The sequence below is a fragment of the Pseudophaeobacter sp. C1-32P7 genome (assembly GCF_041008775.1).
In the GTDB taxonomy this organism is placed as follows: domain Bacteria; phylum Pseudomonadota; class Alphaproteobacteria; order Rhodobacterales; family Rhodobacteraceae; genus Phycobacter; species Phycobacter gallaeciensis_A.
This window is the reverse complement of the sequence record NZ_JAXGFR010000017.1, coordinates 16,708-35,140: the sequence shown is the minus strand read 5'-3', so window position 1 is coordinate 35,140 and position 18,433 is coordinate 16,708. Positions and strand designations below refer to the sequence as shown.

General features: G+C 60.3%; 13 protein-coding genes and 1 pseudogene. 13 read left to right on the top strand and 1 reads right to left on the bottom strand.

Features of this window, described 5'->3' with window-relative positions; translation table 11 throughout:
• Positions 1 to 20 precede the first annotated feature (20 nt).
• Entirely contained in the window at positions 21 to 860 is an 840-nt protein-coding gene (locus SM763_RS19330) for a hypothetical protein (protein ID WP_274833998.1), read from the bottom strand.
• Positions 861 to 1,031: 171 nt separating this feature from the next.
• Between SM763_RS19330 and tssA the strand changes: the two genes are divergently transcribed.
• From tssA to SM763_RS19265, 13 genes and pseudogenes are all read left to right on the top strand, one after another.
• The gene (gene tssA, locus SM763_RS19325) at positions 1,032 to 2,087 is read left to right on the top strand and encodes a type VI secretion system protein TssA (protein ID WP_274830730.1); all 1,056 of its coding nucleotides are present in this window, start codon (positions 1,032 to 1,034) and stop codon (positions 2,085 to 2,087) included.
• Between the two features lie 82 nt (positions 2,088 to 2,169).
• A complete protein-coding gene (gene tssB, locus SM763_RS19320) occupies positions 2,170 to 2,688 on the top strand; it encodes a type VI secretion system contractile sheath small subunit (protein ID WP_274830729.1) in 519 nt (172 codons plus the stop codon).
• An 11-nt stretch (positions 2,689 to 2,699) separates the two neighbouring features.
• Complete coding sequence (gene tssC, locus SM763_RS19315) at positions 2,700 to 4,196, top strand: type VI secretion system contractile sheath large subunit (protein WP_274830728.1); 1,497 nt, start codon at positions 2,700 to 2,702, stop codon at positions 4,194 to 4,196.
• A gap of 79 nt (positions 4,197 to 4,275) precedes the next feature.
• Positions 4,276 to 4,779, top strand: a complete 504-nt coding sequence (locus tag SM763_RS19310; protein WP_274830727.1) for an Hcp family type VI secretion system effector — start codon at positions 4,276 to 4,278, stop codon at positions 4,777 to 4,779.
• Positions 4,780 to 4,851: 72 nt separating this feature from the next.
• The gene (locus SM763_RS19305) at positions 4,852 to 5,679 is read left to right on the top strand and encodes a type VI secretion system accessory protein TagJ (RefSeq protein WP_368999465.1); all 828 of its coding nucleotides are present in this window, start codon (positions 4,852 to 4,854) and stop codon (positions 5,677 to 5,679) included.
• Positions 5,672 to 6,169 carry a type VI secretion system baseplate subunit TssE gene (tssE, locus tag SM763_RS19300; RefSeq protein WP_274830725.1) on the top strand — a complete coding sequence of 166 codons (498 nt, stop codon included), beginning with the start codon at positions 5,672 to 5,674 and terminating at the stop codon, positions 6,167 to 6,169. Before SM763_RS19305 ends, tssE begins: the two co-directional genes overlap by 8 nt.
• A 2-nt stretch (positions 6,170 to 6,171) precedes the next feature.
• Positions 6,172 to 8,049 carry a type VI secretion system baseplate subunit TssF gene (gene tssF / locus SM763_RS19295; RefSeq protein WP_274837458.1) on the top strand — a complete coding sequence of 626 codons (1,878 nt, stop codon included), beginning with the start codon at positions 6,172 to 6,174 and terminating at the stop codon, positions 8,047 to 8,049.
• Complete coding sequence (gene tssG / locus SM763_RS19290) at positions 8,013 to 9,068, top strand: type VI secretion system baseplate subunit TssG (protein ID WP_274830723.1); 1,056 nt, start codon at positions 8,013 to 8,015, stop codon at positions 9,066 to 9,068. Before tssF ends, tssG begins: the two co-directional genes overlap by 37 nt.
• 1 nt (position 9,069) lies before the next feature.
• Positions 9,070 to 11,778: a type VI secretion system ATPase TssH gene (gene tssH, locus SM763_RS19285; RefSeq protein ID WP_368999464.1), complete on the top strand. Its 2,709-nt coding sequence runs from the start codon at positions 9,070 to 9,072 to the stop codon at positions 11,776 to 11,778.
• 90 nt (positions 11,779 to 11,868) lie between these two features.
• Positions 11,869 to 13,107, top strand: coding sequence for a hypothetical protein (locus SM763_RS19280; RefSeq protein WP_274830721.1), 1,239 nt, complete (start codon positions 11,869 to 11,871; stop codon positions 13,105 to 13,107).
• Positions 13,108 to 13,138: 31 nt separating this feature from the next.
• Positions 13,139 to 13,996 carry an ion transporter gene (locus tag SM763_RS19275; RefSeq protein WP_274830720.1) on the top strand — a complete coding sequence of 286 codons (858 nt, stop codon included), beginning with the start codon at positions 13,139 to 13,141 and terminating at the stop codon, positions 13,994 to 13,996.
• A pseudogene (gene tssB, locus SM763_RS19270) lies at positions 13,989 to 14,489 on the top strand (type VI secretion system contractile sheath small subunit); the annotation flags it as partial. The gene SM763_RS19275 and the pseudogene tssB (SM763_RS19270), both read left to right, overlap by 8 nt.
• A gap of 744 nt (positions 14,490 to 15,233) precedes the next feature.
• Complete coding sequence (locus SM763_RS19265; RefSeq protein WP_368999486.1) at positions 15,234 to 18,404, top strand: type VI secretion system contractile sheath domain-containing protein; 3,171 nt, start codon at positions 15,234 to 15,236, stop codon at positions 18,402 to 18,404.
• The last annotated feature ends 29 nt before the right edge of the window (positions 18,405 to 18,433 follow it).

Below are 18,433 nucleotides of genomic sequence, written 5' to 3'. Positions count from 1 at the left end.
GACTGCGCCCGGGTGGGGGGTCAGACAAGCGTGGTCAGGGCTTTTTCGATGCGGTCCATGACCGATTGCGCGCCGGTAAGATCGCGTTTCTTCAACAGGCGCGCGGCAACATGTACGGCCCGGTCCAGACGGTCGCGGGCCGGGCCTGGGGCGCGGGCAACATTGGCCCTGAGGGCTTGGGCGCGTTTGACCTGCGCGCCAAGCGAGCGCTGGTCCATTTCCCGTTGGCCGCGGCGCATGCTTTTGTCGGCGCTTTCGCGGTCCTTTCCGATTCGGGCGATGGCCCGTTCGATCACCACGATCAGGGTTTCGGCCTCTTGCAGACGGCCTGCATTGATCAGCTTGACCGATTTGGATAGGGCGCGTTTCAGTTTCAGCTCCAGTGGCCCCGGAGCCAGTGCAATCCTTGGCTGGATGCGCTTCAGGCGCCGTGTCAGAGGTGCCACCGCGCTGGCATCAATGCCGGTGGCCGAGACATCATCGACATCCGCCTGCCCCTTGCTTTCGCCTTCGGGTTTGAGACTGTCCAGAAGGTTGCCGCCGTCATCATAGAACAGCACGTTCACCTTGGGCCGGTTCCTTTGCAGGAACTTTTTCAGCGCCGTGATCATCTTGCCCGGGGCCTGTTCGCAGATCATTTCCATCTCGCCGTCCCGCACAACATAGGTGCCCCAGGCCATGGGGTTTGTTCCTCCGGCCTGCTTTACCGGGTTGCGCAAGGTTTCGGGTTTTTTGCCGGGCTGGATCATCAGCAGAGGATCCTTGGAGCCATCCAGGCAGAAGGCAAAGCTCATCCGCTTCTTGGCGCCTTCCCGCACCATCGTCCTGACATCGTCACCGTTAACCCGGTCTGCACACATGACCACCACTCGCAAAAGGACGTGAAAACAATTGACTTTAAGAATTCGATAAGGCTCACTTGACGTCAAGTTATTGTTTTAGAGTGGCGCGGTTCACACCGCTGCATGGGTATCGATTGAATACTTGTTGTAGCGGGGCGGACTGCGTTTGACCGGGTTTTGGGAGGTCAGATGGATCCGGCGGTACTGCTGCAGCCAAAGGAAGAGGATGCACCAAGCGGTGCAAATCTCGAGTATGACCCGGCCTTCACGGATATGGAGCTTGCTGCTCAGCCGGGGGAAGAAACCGTTATCGGCGATGAGCGCACCGAGGCGACGGATCCCGATTACCGCGAAGTCGCGGTCAAGGCGACAGAGGTTCTGGAGCGCAGTCACGATCTGCGGGCTGCCGTGTTTTTGGCCGATGCCTTGCTGCAATCCGAAGGTCTGTCCGGTTTTGCGGATGTGACCACATTCATGCGCGGCTGTCTTGAGCAATATTGGGACACCTGCCACCCCGAGCTTGATGAAGACGACGGCGATCCGATCATGCGGATCAACGCGGTTCAGGATCTTTGCGGTCAACCCGGTGGCATGGCAGGCCCTTCACCGGTCTACCGGTCTCTGCGCCGCACGCCTCTGAGCGACAGCCGCGGATTTGGCCGCTTCTCCCTGCGGGAGATGGAAGTGGCCGAAGGGATTGCGACGGCGCCATCGGACATGGAGCGGGTGCCGGATCAGGCGACCATAAGTGCTGCCTTTCAGGACAGCGATCCCGAAGGGGTCGCGACCCGGCTGGCGGCGGCTGAAACGGCGGTCGAGAACGTTAAGGCAATCTCTGCGGTGTTTGACGAACAGACACCGGGGCAGGGGCCAGAACTGGATCCGCTGATCAAGCTGCTGCAACAGATTGCCAAACGGTTGCGCGACTATGGCAATGTCGAAGAGGGCGCCGAGGCGCCAGAGGCCGATGCGGCAGAAGAGGCCGAGGCCGGAGCTGCCGTGGCAGCGCCCGCCGCAGCTGCCGGGATTGCGCCGGGGGCGATCAACTCACCGGCGGATGTGTCCAACATGCTGGACCGCATCATTGGCTATTACGCACGCGAGGAACCGTCGAGTCCGGTGCCATTACTGCTGGAGCGGGCAAAGCGTCTGGTGGGGGCCGATTTCCTTACCATCATGAACGACATGGCGCCGCGCGGGCTGGAGAATGTGCAGTTGATCGGCGGCATTGAGGACGACGATTGAAACAACAGGGACAGTGGCGTGTGACGACAGGTCGAAAAGATCACCGCATCGTGCCACGGAATTGACGAGTAAGGAGACCTAGATGGCCGGAAGTTCACAAAAGTTCATCGCCCGGAATCGGGCACCCCGGGTTCAAATCGAATATGATGTGGAGCTGTACGGCGCGGAAAAGAAGGTCCAGCTGCCCTTTGTTATGGGTGTGATGGCGGATCTGACCGGGAAATCCGAGGTGGAACAACCCGCAGTCGCCGATCGCAAGTTTCTGGAAATCGACGTGGACAACTTCGATGACCGGATGAAGTCCATGGCGCCGCGTGCCTCTTTCACCGTGCCCAACACGCTGACCGGCGAGGGGAACCTAGCCGTCGATATCACTTTTGAAAGCATGGATGATTTCAAACCGGCCGCTATCGCTGCCAAGGTCGAGCCGCTGCGCGAGCTGTTGGATGCGCGCACGCAGCTGAGCAACCTGATGACCTACATGGATGGCAAGACCGGCGCCGAGGATCTGATTGCAAAAATCATGCAGGATCCGAGCCTGCTGAAAACCCTGGCGGCCCAACCGAAACCCGGCGGCGATGCCGGGTCTGATGCGGAATAAGGAGGATCACAATGGCTGACGAAGAACTCCAGACCGAAGCCGCCGTTGCCGAAAGCGCCTTTGGCTCCGCCGAATTTGAAAACCTCCTGCAAAAGGAATTCCGCCCCAAGTCCGATCAGGCCAAGACCGCAGTCGAAAGCGCGGTCAAGACGCTGGCCGAACAGGCCCTGGCCAATACCGGGCTGATTTCCGACGATGCCCTGCGCTCGATCGAGAGCATCGTGGCAGAGATCGACAAGAAGCTGACCGAGCAGGTCAACCTGATCCTGCACAATGAAGAGTTCCAGCAACTGGAAAGCGCCTGGCGCGGGCTGCATTATCTCGTCAACAATACCGAAACCGACGAGATGCTGAAAATTCGGGTGATGCCGATCAGCAAAAAGGAACTGGGCAAGACCCTGAAGAAATTCAAAGGCACTGCCTGGGACCAGTCTCCGATCTTCAAGAAGCTTTATACCGAAGAATTCAGCCAGCTGGGCGGTGAACCCTATGGCTCGCTGGTGGCGGATTATCACTTCGACCATTCTCCGCCGGATATCGAACTGCTGGGCGAGATGTCCAAGATCGCCGCTGCAACCCATGCGCCGCTGATCACGGGCGCCAAGCCGACCCTGTTCCAGATGGATAGCTGGTCCGAACTGTCCAATCCGCGCGATCTGACCAAGATCTTCCAGACGCCGGAATATGCCGCCTGGCGGTCCCTGCGCGAAAGCGAAGACTCCAAATACGTTGGTCTGGCGATGCCACGCTTCCTTGGCCGTTTGCCTTATGGATCGAAAACCGATCCGGTGGATGAATTCGCATTCGAAGAAGACACCAGCGGTGCGGGCAGCGAGAAATACGGCTGGGTCAACGCCGCCTATGGCATGGCCACCAATATCACCCGCTCGTTCAAGACTTACGGTTGGTGTTCGCGGATCCGCGGCGTCGAAAGCGGCGGTACACTGGAAGAGCTGCCATCGCATACCTTCCCGACTACGGATGGCGGTGTGGATCAGAAATGCCCGACCGAGATTGCCATTGATGACCGGCGCGAGGCGGAACTAGCCAAGAACGGCATGATGCCGCTGATCCACCGCAAGAACACGGATGTGGCGACATTCATGGGCGCGCAGTCCCTGCACAAGCCCACTGAATATGATGATCCGGATGCGACAGCGAATGCCAACCTTGGGGCCCGCCTGCCGTATCTTTTCGCCACCTGCCGCTTCGCGCATTACCTCAAATGCATGGTACGCGACAAAGTCGGGTCGTTCAAAAGCCGCCAGGATATGGAAAGCTGGCTGCAGAACTGGATCAACAATTACGTCGATTTCAACGCCGATATTTCATCGGAAAACGAGAAGGCGCGCAAACCTCTCGCCGCTGCGGAAGTGGTGGTCGAAGAGGTCGAGGGCAACCCGGGCTATTACAGCTCCAAATTTTTCCTGCGCCCGCATTACCAGCTTGAAGGACTTTCCGTCTCGCTCCGGCTGGTGTCGAAACTGCCCTCAGAAAAAGGAGGCTGATTTCCACTCATCAGCCGCACACAACAGGGTCTGACAAAACATTTGGCCTTAACGAGTACTGAATTTGAAAGGATAGAAAATGGCTGCGAATATGTTCGTCGAGATTTCGGACATCGAAGGCGATGCAACCGAAGAGAACCACAAGAACTGGATCGTGATCCAGTCCGCCAGCTGGAACGTGGAACGCGCTGTCGAAATGACCGATCTCGGCTCGACCCAGCGGATGCATGCGAATTCGAACTTTGGTAAGATCGAGCTGACCTCCCAGATGGGCAAGGCATCCAACGAGCTTGCAAAATCCGTGGCAAACGGCACGGTGCGTCCGGAAATCATCATGCACTGGTGTCGTTCTGGTGATAGCCAGTCCGAAGGTCTGCTGGCCTATTCCGAATGGAAGCTCAAGGATGTGGTGGTCGACAGTTATTCGATCTCCGCGAGCGAGGATGGCATCCCCGAGGAAACCTGGTCGCTGGCCTATGCCGCGATCGAGCACACCTACAAGTCGACGAACCAGAAGACCGGCAAACTGGAAAAACCGGTTGTCTTCCAGTGGAACGTTCAGTCGGGCAAATTCGAATACTGATATGCCCTCGCCCCGGACGTTTTGGGCGTCCGGGGTATTTGTTTGTGATCAAGTAACTGTCGGAGTTGGCGCATGACCCCCGAGGAATATCTGAAGTCGGGCGATCCTGGTAAGGCGCTGACGGCCCTGCAGGACAAAGTGCGGGCGGACCCGTCGAATGCGAAACTGCGAATTTTCCTGTTTCAACTGCTCTGTATTCTAGGGGACTGGAAACGGGCCATCGCTCAGCTGAAGCTGAGCGCGGAACTGGATCCGGGCGCCACGCTCATGGCGCAGACCTACCGCGAAGCGATTATTTGTGAGGTGTACCGAGAAAAGGTCTTTCAGGGTGAAAAGGCCCCGATGATCTTTGGCGAGCCTCAGGACTGGCTGGCGCATCTGATCGAGGCGCAGAAACTTCTGGCGCATGGCAAACACGATGAATCCGCAGCGCTCCGGGCCAAGGCTTTTGATGCGGCCCCGGCGACCCCGGGTGAAGCGGATGGCAAGGCCTTTGACTGGATCGCCGATGCCGATATGCGGCTTGGTCCGGTGCTGGAGGTGATCATCAACGGCCGGTATTTCTGGATGCCCTTTTCCCAGATCCGGTCGCTTGAACTGGATGAACCGGCTGATCTGCGCGATCGGGTCTGGATGGCAGGCACCATCACGCTGGTGAATGGGGGCGAACTGGTTGCGCTGGTGCCAACCCGATATCCCGAGAGCACCGAGGCAGACCCGGAGGCCATGATGGCCCGGGCAACGGATTGGCAGGATATCGGCGCGAATACCTATATCGGCATCGGTCAGCGGTTGCTCACCATTGGCGATCAGGACATCGCGATTATGGATCTGCGCAGTCTGCGCTTGCATGGCGCCGAGGACACGGATGAGCCGCAGGGCGGCCTGACGGATGGCTGATCAGACCCTTGCCGAACGCCTTCAGCCCTCTTTGCTGGATCGGCTGACGGACAATGATCCCGGCAACCGCAAGGAAAGCCGGGAATCGCGGGTGATCGACCTGAACCGGCTCCGCGATATCATCCAGCGGGATCTGTCCTGGCTGCTGAACACGCTGAACGGAGAAAGCCATATTCCGGTCGACAGATATCCGGCGGTGGCGGCTTCGGTTCTGAACTACGGGCTGGGTGAAGTTTCGGGTGAGTATTCGACCAGCGAGAAAACGGAAATGATCCGGCGCGGGATCGAGCGGGCGGTGTCCCGCTATGAGCCGCGGATCATCGAAGGGTCTGTCGATGTCCGCCTGACCGGCGAAACAGAGGCCGCAGGCATGACGGTGGCTCTGGAGATCCGCGCGGATATGTGGGCGCAACCGATGCCGCTGGAGCTTTACCTGCGCAGCAAGGTTGATCTGACCACCGGTGAAGTAAACGTGGAACGAGGGCTGTAGCAATGGATACACGGCTGCTGGACCACTATGAAAACGAGCTGAATTACCTGCGCGACATGGGCAGCGAATTTGCTGCGGCCTATCCGAAAATTGCGGCGCGGCTTGGTATGGAGGGGGTTGAGGTTCTCGACCCCTATGTGGAACGGCTGCTGGAAGGGGTCGCGTTCCTGTCGGCCCGGGTGCAGCTGGAGCTGGAGCTGCAGTATCCCAATTTCACTTCGAACCTGCTGGAAATCATTTATCCGCATTACCTTGCGCCGACGCCGTCGATGATGATCGCGGCCTTTGAACCGGATACCAGCAACTCTGCCGTCAAAAGCGGCTATGTTATGCCGCGCGGCTCGGTGCTGCGGTCGCGCCTGACCGAAGGGGAGCAGACCCCTTGCGAATTTCGCACCGCGGCGGAAATCACCATGTGGCCGATCGAGATCACTGAGGCCCAGTATATCGACGGTCGCGGGGATCTGGTGGCCGCCGGGGTTGCAACCGGCTTTGATGCCCGCGCCGGTATTCGCCTGCGGCTGAAACGCAACGATGGTGAAGCGCTGCGCGATCTTGGCATGGACCGGTTGCAGATCTACCTGTCCAGCGCAGCGGGCAACAGCTGGCCCTTGCTAGAACTTCTGTGCACCCAGGTGCAGGGGGTCGTCGCGCGGTCAACCAACCGCAGGGCCGATTGGCAGGCGCCTTTGGCTGATGGCGCCGTGGTGCAAAAGGGGTTTTCCCGCGAAGAGGCTTTGCTGCCGGTGCCCCGGCAATCCTACGACGGCTATCGCCTGCTCCAGGAATACTTTGCCATGCCCGAACGGTTCCGCTTTGTGGAACTTCAGGGGCTGGCGCCCGCATTGCAGCGTGCCGAGGGAGATGAGGTCGATATCTACATCCTGCTGCGCGAAGGCATGCGCGGTATCGAGCCCATCGTCGTGCCCGAGGTTTTTCAGCTGAATGCGGTTCCGGCGGTGAACTTGTTTGAAAAACGCTGCGACCGGGTCCGTATCACCCCGAACGACACCGAACATCAGGTGATCCCGAACCGGACTGCGGGGCTGGATTTTGAAATCTACGCCTTGCGGAGCGTTACCGGGATCAGCGGCGAAGGCGAAGATGACGTGGTCTTCCGCCCGTTCTATTCGGCCACTGATTTTACCGCTGCGGGGGAAACCCATCCCGCCTATTACACGATCAAACGCCGGATGCGGCAAAGATCCGAAAAGGAGCGCCTGCGCGGGGTGCGCTCGTCCTATCTGGGGTCAGAAGTCTACCTGACGCTGGTGGACCGGACGCAGGCGCCCTTCGGGCCGCATCTGGAACAGCTGGCGGTCAATGCGCTTTGCACCAACCGGGATCTTCCCTTGTTGCTGGCAACCGGGAACGATGACGTGTTTCACCTGCCGGAGGGCGGCCCGGTACGCAAGATTTCCTTGCCGGTCGCTCCGACGCGGCCGCATCCGACTCTGGCGCAGGGGGATACCGCCTGGCGGCTGATTTCCCATCTCAGCCTCAACTACGTGTCGATTGCCGACAGCGGCAAGGGGCAGGCGGCAGAGGCCCTGCGCGAGTTGGTGGGCCTTTATGCCCCATTGGGAAACCGGGTCACCGAAAAGCAATTGGAAGGGATCGTATCGGTGTCGAGCCGCCCCATCGTGCGGCGGATGAGTGACGAGATCCTGTCGACCGCCGTGCGCGGGCTCGAGATCACAATCGGATTTGACGAAAGCTTTTTTGAAGGCAGCAACATCTATGCGCTGGGGGCCGTGCTGGAGCGGTTCTTTCGCGGATATGCCACCATCAATTCGTTCACGGAAACGGTTCTTCGAACCGAGAAACGCGGAGACATTGCCAGATGGCGACCGGAAAAGGGCCTCGGCCGGATGATCTGAGTCTATATGGCCAGCTGGCCGCGTCGCCTGAAGAGCATCACGTTTTTCAGGCCCTGCGGCTGCTGGAGGCGCATTTTGCCGAGGCCCCACGCCTCGGCGAAAGCCGTCGACCGCGCGAGGACCGTCTGCGGCTGGGGCAGGAGGCCGAGCTGGCCTTTCCACCCTCCACCATTGCGGGCTTCACCCCACCAGAGGGCGACCGGCCTGCGCGCCTGACCAACCGGTTCTTTGGTCTGTTCGGGCCGCAGGGTCCGCTGCCGCTGCACCTGACGGAATATGCCCGGGATCGCAAACGGAACCACCGCGACCCGACCATGGTGGCCTTTGCCGATATGCTGACCCACCGGATGCTGAGCCTTCTGTACCGGGCCTGGACACAGGGGCAGCCGGCCGTCAGCTTTGACCGCGCCGATGATCCGATGGCCAAACGCATTGCTGCCTTTACCGGCTACAGCGGCAAAGGCTTGCCGGATCGCGATGCCATGCCGGATCTGGCGAAGCTGCATTTTTCGGGGCACCTCTCGCAAGGCGCAAAGCATCCTGAAGGGCTGGTCTCGATCCTGTCCGCCTTCCTGGAGGTGCCTGTCCATCTGGAAGAATATGTTGGCAGCTGGCTGCAGCTGGAGCCGGATGACCGCTGGCAACTGGGATCCGGGGCTTTGGGGCGCAGCACCAGCCTTGGTGACAAGGTCTGGAGCAGAACCGCCAAGTTCCGCCTGCGGATCGGCCCGCTCAGCCTTGCGGATTACAACCGGTTGCTGCCCGGCGGCAGAGCCCTTTCGCGCCTGCGGTCCATCGTGCGGTCCTACGTCGGGGATGTGCTGGACTGGGATGTGAATCTTGTGCTGGCCGGAGACGAGGTGCCGCGCGCCAGTCTCGGCGGCAGCACCCGGCTGGGCCATACCAGCTGGATCCGCTCGCGGCCCGATCCGGACAAGGACCAGCCCGATGCGGGTGATCTGTATCTGTATCCCGGTGTCGCCGCCGGGTCCCAAGAACGAGTAGAGGGAGTTATGTGAAATGACCGAGATCAGCCGTGTGGCCTTGTTCGGCAAGCTCAACAAACTGGGATATCAGGCCGTCGAAGGCGCAACCGTATTCTGCAAGATGCGGGGCAATCCCTATGTGGAGCTGGTCCACTGGATGCATCAGCTTCTGGCGCTACAGGACAGCGATCTGCACCGGATCATCCAGCACTATGACCTGGACACCGGCAAGATCGCGACGGAACTGACGCGGGCGCTGGATATGCTGCCGCGCGGGGCCTCGGCGATTTCGGATCTGAGCGATCATTTGATGGATGCGATGGAACGCGGCTGGGTCTGGGGCTCGCTGCTCTATTCCGACTCCAAGGTGCGCAGCGGTTATCTGCTGCTGGGGATGCTGAAAACACCCGCCTTGCGCAATATCCTGGCGTCGATGTCGCCCGAGCTGGCCAAGATCGGCGCCGATGATCTGGCCGACAATTTTGCCGAAGCCACGGAAGGCTCGCCCGAGGATCGCCTTGGCGCGCAGGATGGCAGCGACGTGGGCGGCGGTGCCGAGCCGGGTGAAGCTTCCAATGCGATGGCCCCCGGCGCCATGGGCAAGGGCGTGGCACTGGAGCAATTCTGCACCGACCTGACCGAACAGGCCCGCAATGGGGAAATCGATCCGATCGTCGGCCGGGACGAGGAAATTCGCCAGATCGTCGATATCCTGATGCGGCGGCGCCAGAACAACCCGATCCTGACCGGGGAGGCAGGCGTCGGGAAAACCGCGGTGGTCGAAGGCTTCGCGCTGCGCATCGCCCGCGGTGATGTTCCGCCCGCCTTGCAGGATGTGCGGCTGCTGGTGCTTGATGTGGGTCTGCTACAGGCCGGCGCCAGCATGAAGGGCGAATTTGAAAACCGTCTGCGGCAGGTGATTGACGAGGTGCAGGCCAGCCCCACCCCCATCGTGATGTTCGTGGATGAAACCCACACGCTGGTCGGGGCAGGGGGCGCAGCGGGCACCGGCGATGCGGCCAACCTGCTGAAACCGGCCCTGGCGCGCGGCACCCTGCGCACCATTGGCGCAACCACATGGGCCGAATACAAGAAATATATCGAAAAGGACCCCGCGCTGACCCGCCGTTTCCAGGTGGTGAAGGTGGATGAGCCGGACATTCCCAAGGCGATCCTGATGATGCGCGGCATCGCCTCGATGCTTGAGAAACACCACCGCGTGCAGGTTCTGGATGAAGGTATCGAAGCGGCGGTCACCCTGTCGGCGCGCTATATCCCGGCGCGGCAATTGCCGGACAAATCCGTCAGCCTGCTGGATACGGCCTGCGCCCGTGTGGCGGTCAGTCAGCATGCCGTCCCGGCCGAGGTGGACGACAGCCAGCGCCTGATCGAGGCGCTGACCACCGAGCTGGAGATCATCGGTCGCGACGAAACCGCCGGCTATGACGTTGCCGCGCGGCGCGAGGCTGTGGCCGCTGCAAAGTCCGCTGAGGAAGAACGCCTGGCGGAACTCAAAGGCCAATGGGACCGGGAAAAAGCCGTGGTTGAGGCGATCCTTGAGCTGCGCGCCAAGCTGCGCGAGGGCGCCGCGCCGGTGGATGCGCCTGCCGAAGAAGTTGAAGAAGCTGGCGACAGCCCGCTGGATGAGGAAACCCGCGCCACCCTGATGCAGGAGCTGAAGGAGAAGAACGCGGAACTGGAAGAGCTGCAGGGCGACCGCCCCCTGATCCTGCCCATCGTCGATCATCAGGCGGTGGCCTCGGTCGTGGGGGACTGGACCGGCATCCCGGTGGGGCGCATGGTCAAGGATGAAATCGCCACCATCCTGTCGCTCGAAGAGCATCTGGCCAAGCGGGTGATCGGACAGGATCACGCGATGCAGATGATTGCCAAGCGCATCCAGACCAGCCGCGCCGGACTCGACAACCCGAACAAACCTATCGGTGTCTTCCTGCTGGCCGGCACCAGCGGTGTGGGTAAGACGGAAACGGCGCTTGCGCTGGCCGAGGTCCTTTATGGTGGTGAGCAGAATGTCATCACCATCAACATGTCCGAATATCAGGAGGCCCATTCGGTCAGCTCGCTGAAAGGTGCGCCTCCGGGCTATGTTGGTTATGGTGAGGGCGGCGTCCTGACTGAGGCGGTGCGTCGCAAGCCCTATTCGGTGGTGCTGCTGGATGAGGTCGAAAAGGCCCACCCGGACGTGCACGAGATCTTCTTTCAGGTCTTTGACAAGGGCGTGATGGAGGACGGCGAAGGCCGCGTGATCGATTTCAAGAACACGCTGATCCTGCTGACCTCGAACGCGGGCAGCGATCTGATCATGGATATGTGCGCTGATCCGGATCTGATGCCGGAACCCGAAGGCATCGCCAAGGCGCTGCGTGATCCGCTCCTGAAGATCTTTCCGGCGGCGCTTCTGGGGCGTCTCGTGACGATCCCCTATTATCCGCTCAGCCCCAACATGATCGCAGAGATTACCCGGCTGCAGCTGGGTCGGATCAAGAAACGTGTCGAGGAAGCGCATAGCGTGCCGTTCTCTTATTCGGATGCGGTCGTCGACAAGATCGTCGAGCGTTGTCAGGAGCTGGAAAGCGGTGGCCGGATGATCGACGCCATCGTCACCAACAGCATGCTGCCAGACATCTCCAACGAATTCCTGCGCCGCCTGATGGAGGGCCGGGAGGTGAGCAAGGTTGAGATCGACATCGCGGATGACGCCTTCTCATACGCATTCGAATAGGGGTGCAAAGCGCGCCGGGTGAACCGGCACAAGTAGTCAGTAGGAAACAGCGGTCGACGGGGCTGCAATATTACCAGTGAGGATCTTGAGATGGCAAAGACGACAGTAACAAAGGCAACGCTGCCAATCATCGATATCGTGCGCAGCAAACCAAAGCTGATCTATCTGGAAATCCCCAAATACCGTGCGGATGTGGTGATCGAGGTCACAACCACTGGCAAGCTGTCGAAGCCCAAAGAGGTGCCCAGCACAGCGATGAACCGTCTGAAAGCGGCCGCCGAAGCGGTGATGCTGGATTACGAGAAGATCATCAAGGAAGAGGCGGTCCGGCTCGACAAGAAGATCGGCGAGCTGATGCAGGAGCCGACCAAGAAGAACGTGGCAGCGGCGCAGCAGATGATCGCTGACTCCAACATGAGCATCAAGAACGCCTTGGCCTCGGCCGAACCGGCAGCCCAGAAGGCGGTTGAAAAGACGCTGAAAGCTGAGGCGCAGAAAGACAAGTTGCTAAAAGAGGCGCGGGTCAAGACCACGGTCAAATGCAGCCTTGGTGTGATCAAGATCGGCGCCTCTGTGGCGAAACTGATTGCCACGTCGGGGGCCGAGATCACCTCCTACAAAACCATCGTGGTCGAGGTGGCCAAACTGGGTCTTGAGATCAATCAGCAGCTGAAGAACGAAGCCAAGCTGCGCAAGGACCTGCAAAAGGGGCTCGCTGCCTTTCTGAAACTGCGGGAAACCTCGGTGCAGCAGGCAATCGACCGGCAGGGACTTGGCGATATCGCGGGCAATCTCGATTATTCCAAACCGATGGCCGCGATCAAGGGAGCGCTGAAATCCGCAAAAGATGCCGGAGAGGAAGTCACCCAGGGGCGTGATCTGAAATCCATCGCCGCAAAGATCATGGATTTCTCGGTGAAGAAGATCAAAAGCAACCTTGCCGATGTGGAAAAGGCCCGCGTGGCCTACCGTGAACACACCACCAAGACCCGCCACCGCGCTGACAAACTGGGCGCCAGCGCCGACAAGCTGATGAAGGCGATGAAGTCCAACAGGACCCTGAAGGAAGGGGTCAAGATCGGCGCGAAATGCATGGATCTGAAACGGGCTGGCTCTGCCATGAACAAGAAGCTGGCCGAGCGCGAAGCGTTTCTCGTTGAAATTCAGGAGGTGATGAAGGGCAACGGTCTGGAGATCGACGACCGTACCACCATTCAGAAGATCAAGGAGCTGGAGAAACTGACCATCCTGGAAGAGGGCAAGGGCGTCCTTGATGCGATCAAGGACATCAAGGGGCTGGTCGATAACGTGGTGGAAGCGGCGGCCTGACGCCTGCCAAAGAGCGAGAGGAGAAGAGACGTTGAGTACCGCAGACCACGAAGAGAGTTTGACGCTGCGCGCCCGCGCCCGCATTTTTGTGGAACGCCCTGCGGTGACCAACGGTATCCTGGGTGTCATCATCTTCAACGCGGTGACGCTGGGACTCAGCACCTCACAATCGGTCGATGCCCAGATTGGCGGTTTGCTGGATGGGATCGACCGGCTTGTGCTTGGGATCTTTGTTGCCGAACTGGCGCTGAAACTCTTCGCCTATGGATTCCGGTTCTTCGCCTCGGCCTGGAATATCTTTGACCTGCTGGTCGTCAGCGTCGGCCTGTTGCCGGACAAACAGGGGCTGTCGGCTCTGCGCGGGTTGCGGGTGATCCGGGCGCTGCGTCTGCTCTCAGTCATTCCGCAGATGCGGGCTGTGGTGCAGGCGCTTCTGGATGCCTTGCCCGGCATGGGCGCGGTGATCGTCATGATCTCGATCGTCTTCTACGTCTTTGGGGTGATGGCAACGCTGATGTATGGCGCGGCTTTCCCGGAATGGTTCGGCACGCTGGGGCGGTCGCTCTATTCCCTCTTCCAGATCATGACATTGGAAAGCTGGTCGATGGGGATCGTGCGTCCGGTGATGGAGGTTTTCCCCTTTGCCTGGTCGTTCTTCGTGCCCTTTATCGTCATCACCGCCTTTTCGGTGCTGAACCTTTTCATCGGTCTTCTGGTCAATACCATGCAGTCCGCGGTGGAGGCTGAGGCGGAAGCCGAATTCGAACAGCTGCGCGATCTGGTGCGCCGGGAGACTGATGTGATCGACGAACATGTTCTGGAGATGCATCAGGAGATCAAAGTGCTGCGCAATGAACTGGCGGCGCTGAAAGGGGGCGGGGATGGCTGACAGCTCACAAAAGTTCATTGCCCGCAATCGTGCGCCCCGGGTTCAGATCGAATATGATGTGGAGCTTTACGGCGCGGAGAAGAAGGTTCAGCTGCCCTTTGTCATGGGGGTGATGGCGGATCTGACGGGCAAATCGAAGGTGCCGCAGCCGTCGGTGGCGGACCGGACATTCCTGGAGATCGATGTCGACAATTTCGACGCGCGGATGAAGGCGCTGGCGCCCCGCGCCGCCTTTTCGGTGCCCAACACGCTGACCGGCGAGGGCAATCTGTCGGTCGATCTGACTTTCGAAAGCATGAAGGATTTTTCTCCCGGCGCGATTGCCGCCAAGGTGGACGCGCTGCGCCCGCTGCTGGAGGCGCGCACCCAGCTGCAAAACCTGATGGCCTATATGGATGGCAAATCCGGGGCCGAGGCGCTGATCGAAAAGATCCTGCGTACGCCCAGCTTGCTGGCGGCAGTGTCGGCCTCCGAACCCTCCGCCGACACAGAGACGGCCCTTGAATCTTTGCGTGGCATAGATTTGCCCGAGGAAGCCGCGGATGAAAGCAGCAGTATCCTGTCGGATCTGGCGGGCCAGGCCCCGGTAGAGGCAAAAACAGAGGACGGGTCCGAGGGTGTTCTGGACAGTCTGCGCGGGCAGGCGCCTGAGGAAAAGGACGAGGCGGATGCGACCTCCGGTATCCTAGAAGGTCTTGCGACGGGTGAACCGGCGGCAGAACAAGCAGAGGACGAGACGGCGGATGTCCTGAAGGATCTGGCGGGGTCAGAACCATCTCAGGACCCGGGGGCTGACACGGTGACCGATGTTCTGGCCGGGATCGCAAGCACTGCACCTGCCGCTGAGGATGCCGGGCCTGACATCGACGATGTTCTTGGAGGTATTGAGGCGACGGACACGGCAACGCCACCTGAAAAGGATGACGCGGCGCAGGTGTTGCAGGGCCTTTCGCAGTCCCCGGTAGAAGAGGAAGAGACGCAGGACGATCTGTCCGCCGCGCTCGACAGTCTGCCCGAAACCGAAGACAGCGACGCGCCGGATACGGCTCTGGCCGCGCTGGACAGCCTGACGGCCATCGAGCCAGAGGACACTGCTGAGGACGATGTCGGCGATATCCTTGGCGGCCTGGCTTCGGCGGAAGAGACGGATCCTGACAGCGACGAAGAGGAGGCACTGAAAGCCCTCGATACCCTGACCACCGCCGCGCCACCGCCGGAGCAGGAGGAAACAGAAGACATGCTGGCAGATATCCTCGGGAGCGTGCCGGAGGATACCAGCGACGCGGAGGAGGAGACGGCGCAGGCAGAAGCTCTCAGCAGTCTTGCCTCAATCGAGGTTTCAGACAGTGGAGCGCCTGAGGACGATGTCGCGGCGCTGCTGGAAGGCTTAGCCGAGCCGGAAACCGACGCGGTAGAGGAAGCCGATACAACGGAAGACGCGCTGCAGTCTCTGGCGGAAGTCGAGACAGGGGATAGCGAGGAAGACGACTCCGATCTCGATGACATTCTGGGCGGCATTTCCGAAGAGGAGCCGACCGGCGGCAACGACACGGACGAAGGGGGAGCGGATGATATCCTTTCGGATCTCGGCCTGAGTGATAGCCACGATGACGAAGAGGCAGAAGGCGAAGACACTGCGCAGGTGGCAGCCCTTAGCAGCCTTACGTCGGTTGAAGTTTCAGAAACCGAAGCGCCGGAAGATGATGTTGCGGCGCTGTTGGAAGGGCTAGCCGAGCCGGAAACCGACGCGGCAGAGGCAAGTGATACAGCGGAGGACGCGCTGAATTCTCTGGCGGAAGTCGAGACAGGGGATAGCGAGGAAGCTGATCCCGACCTTGATGACATTCTGGGTGGTATCTCTGAAGAGGATCGGGTCGGCGACGACGACGCGGACGAAGGGGATGCGGATGATATCCTGTCCGATCTGGGCCTGAGCGACGAGGCAGAGGAGACAGCGGCCGAGGACAGTGATCTGGACGATCTTCTGGGTGATTTGACTGCAGATGAAGAGCCTGAAGGGCAGGCAGATCAGATGCAGGAGGAGGACGATCTCGCAGCCCTCTTGCAGGATGCGACCGAGGTCCAAGAGCCGGATGACGCTCCGGACGATGACCTTGCCGCTTTGCTGGCGGACGATGATGAGGAGGTGTCCGAGGCAGAGCCGAGTGATGCGGATTTCGATCTGGATGCTCTGCTCGCGGATGAGACTTCGGACGACTCTGATGAAGCCGAAGAGGCGGCAGAGGAAGCGGCGGGCGATGATCTGGATGATTTGTTGTCCGGGTTCGAAGAAGACGCCAGCGACGATGCAGATGAGGATGATCTGGACAGCCTGCTCGCAGGCTTGGGTGACGAAGCTTCCGAGGAAAAAGAGCCTGATGAAATCACAGATGAAGCTGAGAATAGCGATGACCTCGACGCTCTTCTGACGGATCTGGATGATCCGGGTGATGATCTGGATGCCCTGTTGGCGGGTGAGGAAACTGCGGATACGGCCGACGATGATGATCTTGACGATCTGTTGGCTGGGCTTGCCAGCGAGGATGAGGACGCAGGCGGCGACGATCTGGATGATCTTCTGGGGGATCTCACGGCAGATGAGACAGCCAAAGAAGAGGTGGCCCCTCCGGCAGCCGCGGAAGCCGAGGCTGACAAGGACCCGGAATTCGCATTTGGAACCCTCTCCGCAGACCGTCCTGAGCCGCAGAAATTGGTGAGAAAACGCTTCCGCATGGCGCTGTTCGGGGATTTTTCGGGCCGGGCGGCGCGCGGTATTGTCGAAACCGGCGATGCCCTGGCTGCGCGTAAAGCGGTTCTCTTGGATCCCGATACGGTCGAGGATGTGATCGAAAGCTTTGCCACCGAACTGGTGCTGCCCATCGGCAAAGATGGCGCAGGCATCGCGGTCAAGCTGGGCACGCTGGACGATCTGCACCCGGATGAGCTGTTTGAAAATGTTGCGCTGTTTTCTGAACTCGTGGGGCTGCGCAAACAGTTGCAAAGCGGCGCCACGGCGGATCATGCGGCGGCGACGTTGCGCGCCTGGGCGGAGAAACACGGCACCCGTGCCCATGCGCCGAAAACCCGCTCGGCAGGCAGTTCGGTGCCCGCGGACCGGCGGCTCAGCGCCTTCCAGCAGCTGATCGGCGATACCGGCAATGCGCTGCGGCAAGCCTCTCCGGTCGAGGAGATGCTGGCCCGTATCGTTGGTCCACATATCCGTGCGCTGCCAGATCCGGACGTGGCGGCGATGCAGGTGGCGGTGGACGAAGCGCTGTCTGATGCGATGCGGCTGGTGCTGCATCATCCGGAATTCCAATCAGTTGAAGCGCAGTGGCGCGCGCTGGATCTGATCGCGCGCTCGGTCGAGGTCGACGACAGTCTTGAGGTCATGCTCTATGACGTTTCGGCCGAGGAACTGGCGGCGGATCTGGCCGCCGCCGATGATCTGACCCAAAGCGGTTTTGCCCGCCTGCTGACCGAGGAGCCGCTGGACGAGGAAAACGGGCGTGGCGGCTATTCGGCGCTGATTGGCCTCTATGGTTTCGAGGAAACCCCGCCGCATGCGGAGCTTTTGGGCCGGATCGCGCGGGTCGCTGCGCATGTGGATGCGCCCTTCTTTGCCGCTATGTCGCCCGCCTTTCTGGCGGTGCCGAAAAAGGAACGCCCGAAACTTGTGGCAGAGGCCTGGGACACCCTGCAGGGCATGTCCGAAGCAGGGCATTTGGGATTGGTCAGTCCCCGGTTCCTGCTGCGCCGCCCCTATGGTGCCAAAAGCGATCCGATCTACGAGTTCGATTTCGAGGAGTTTACCGAGGCCGAGGGGCTGCGCGGGATGCTCTGGGCTAATCCGGTGGTTCTGGTCGCCATTTTGCTGGCGCGCTCCTTCAAGGCCAATGGCGCTGCGATGCAGCTGGGCAGCATCATGAGCCTTGGCGGCATGCCCTATCATTATGTGAATGACCGGTTTGGCGATCAGGTGGCGCTGCCCTGTACCGAACGCAACATCGATCTGGACAAGATCGCCATGGCCAATGAGCGTGGCTTCATGGCGATTGCAGCGGTCAAGGGACGGGACGAGTTGCGTCTGACCTCCTTCCAGTCGGTGAAAGGCGGAGAAATCCTAGGTCCTTGGACCGGCCTGCCCGCCCCAGAACCTTCGCCGCCCGATCCGCGCAAGGCTGCATCTGCCGCAGGCGGCGAGGACATCGCTCCCGGTTCAGATGGTGGCGATGATGACGATCTGAACCTTGATGATCTGGGGCTCGAAGACCTTGATCTTGATACGGGTGGCGACGACGGCGGCGATCTCGATGATTTGCTGGCGTCTTTTGAAGATATTGATGAGGACAGCGGCGACGACGATGGCATGGATGCCGATCTTGCTGCGCTATTGGATGATTTATGATGTTTCGGATGGACATAAGGCGGGCTGGG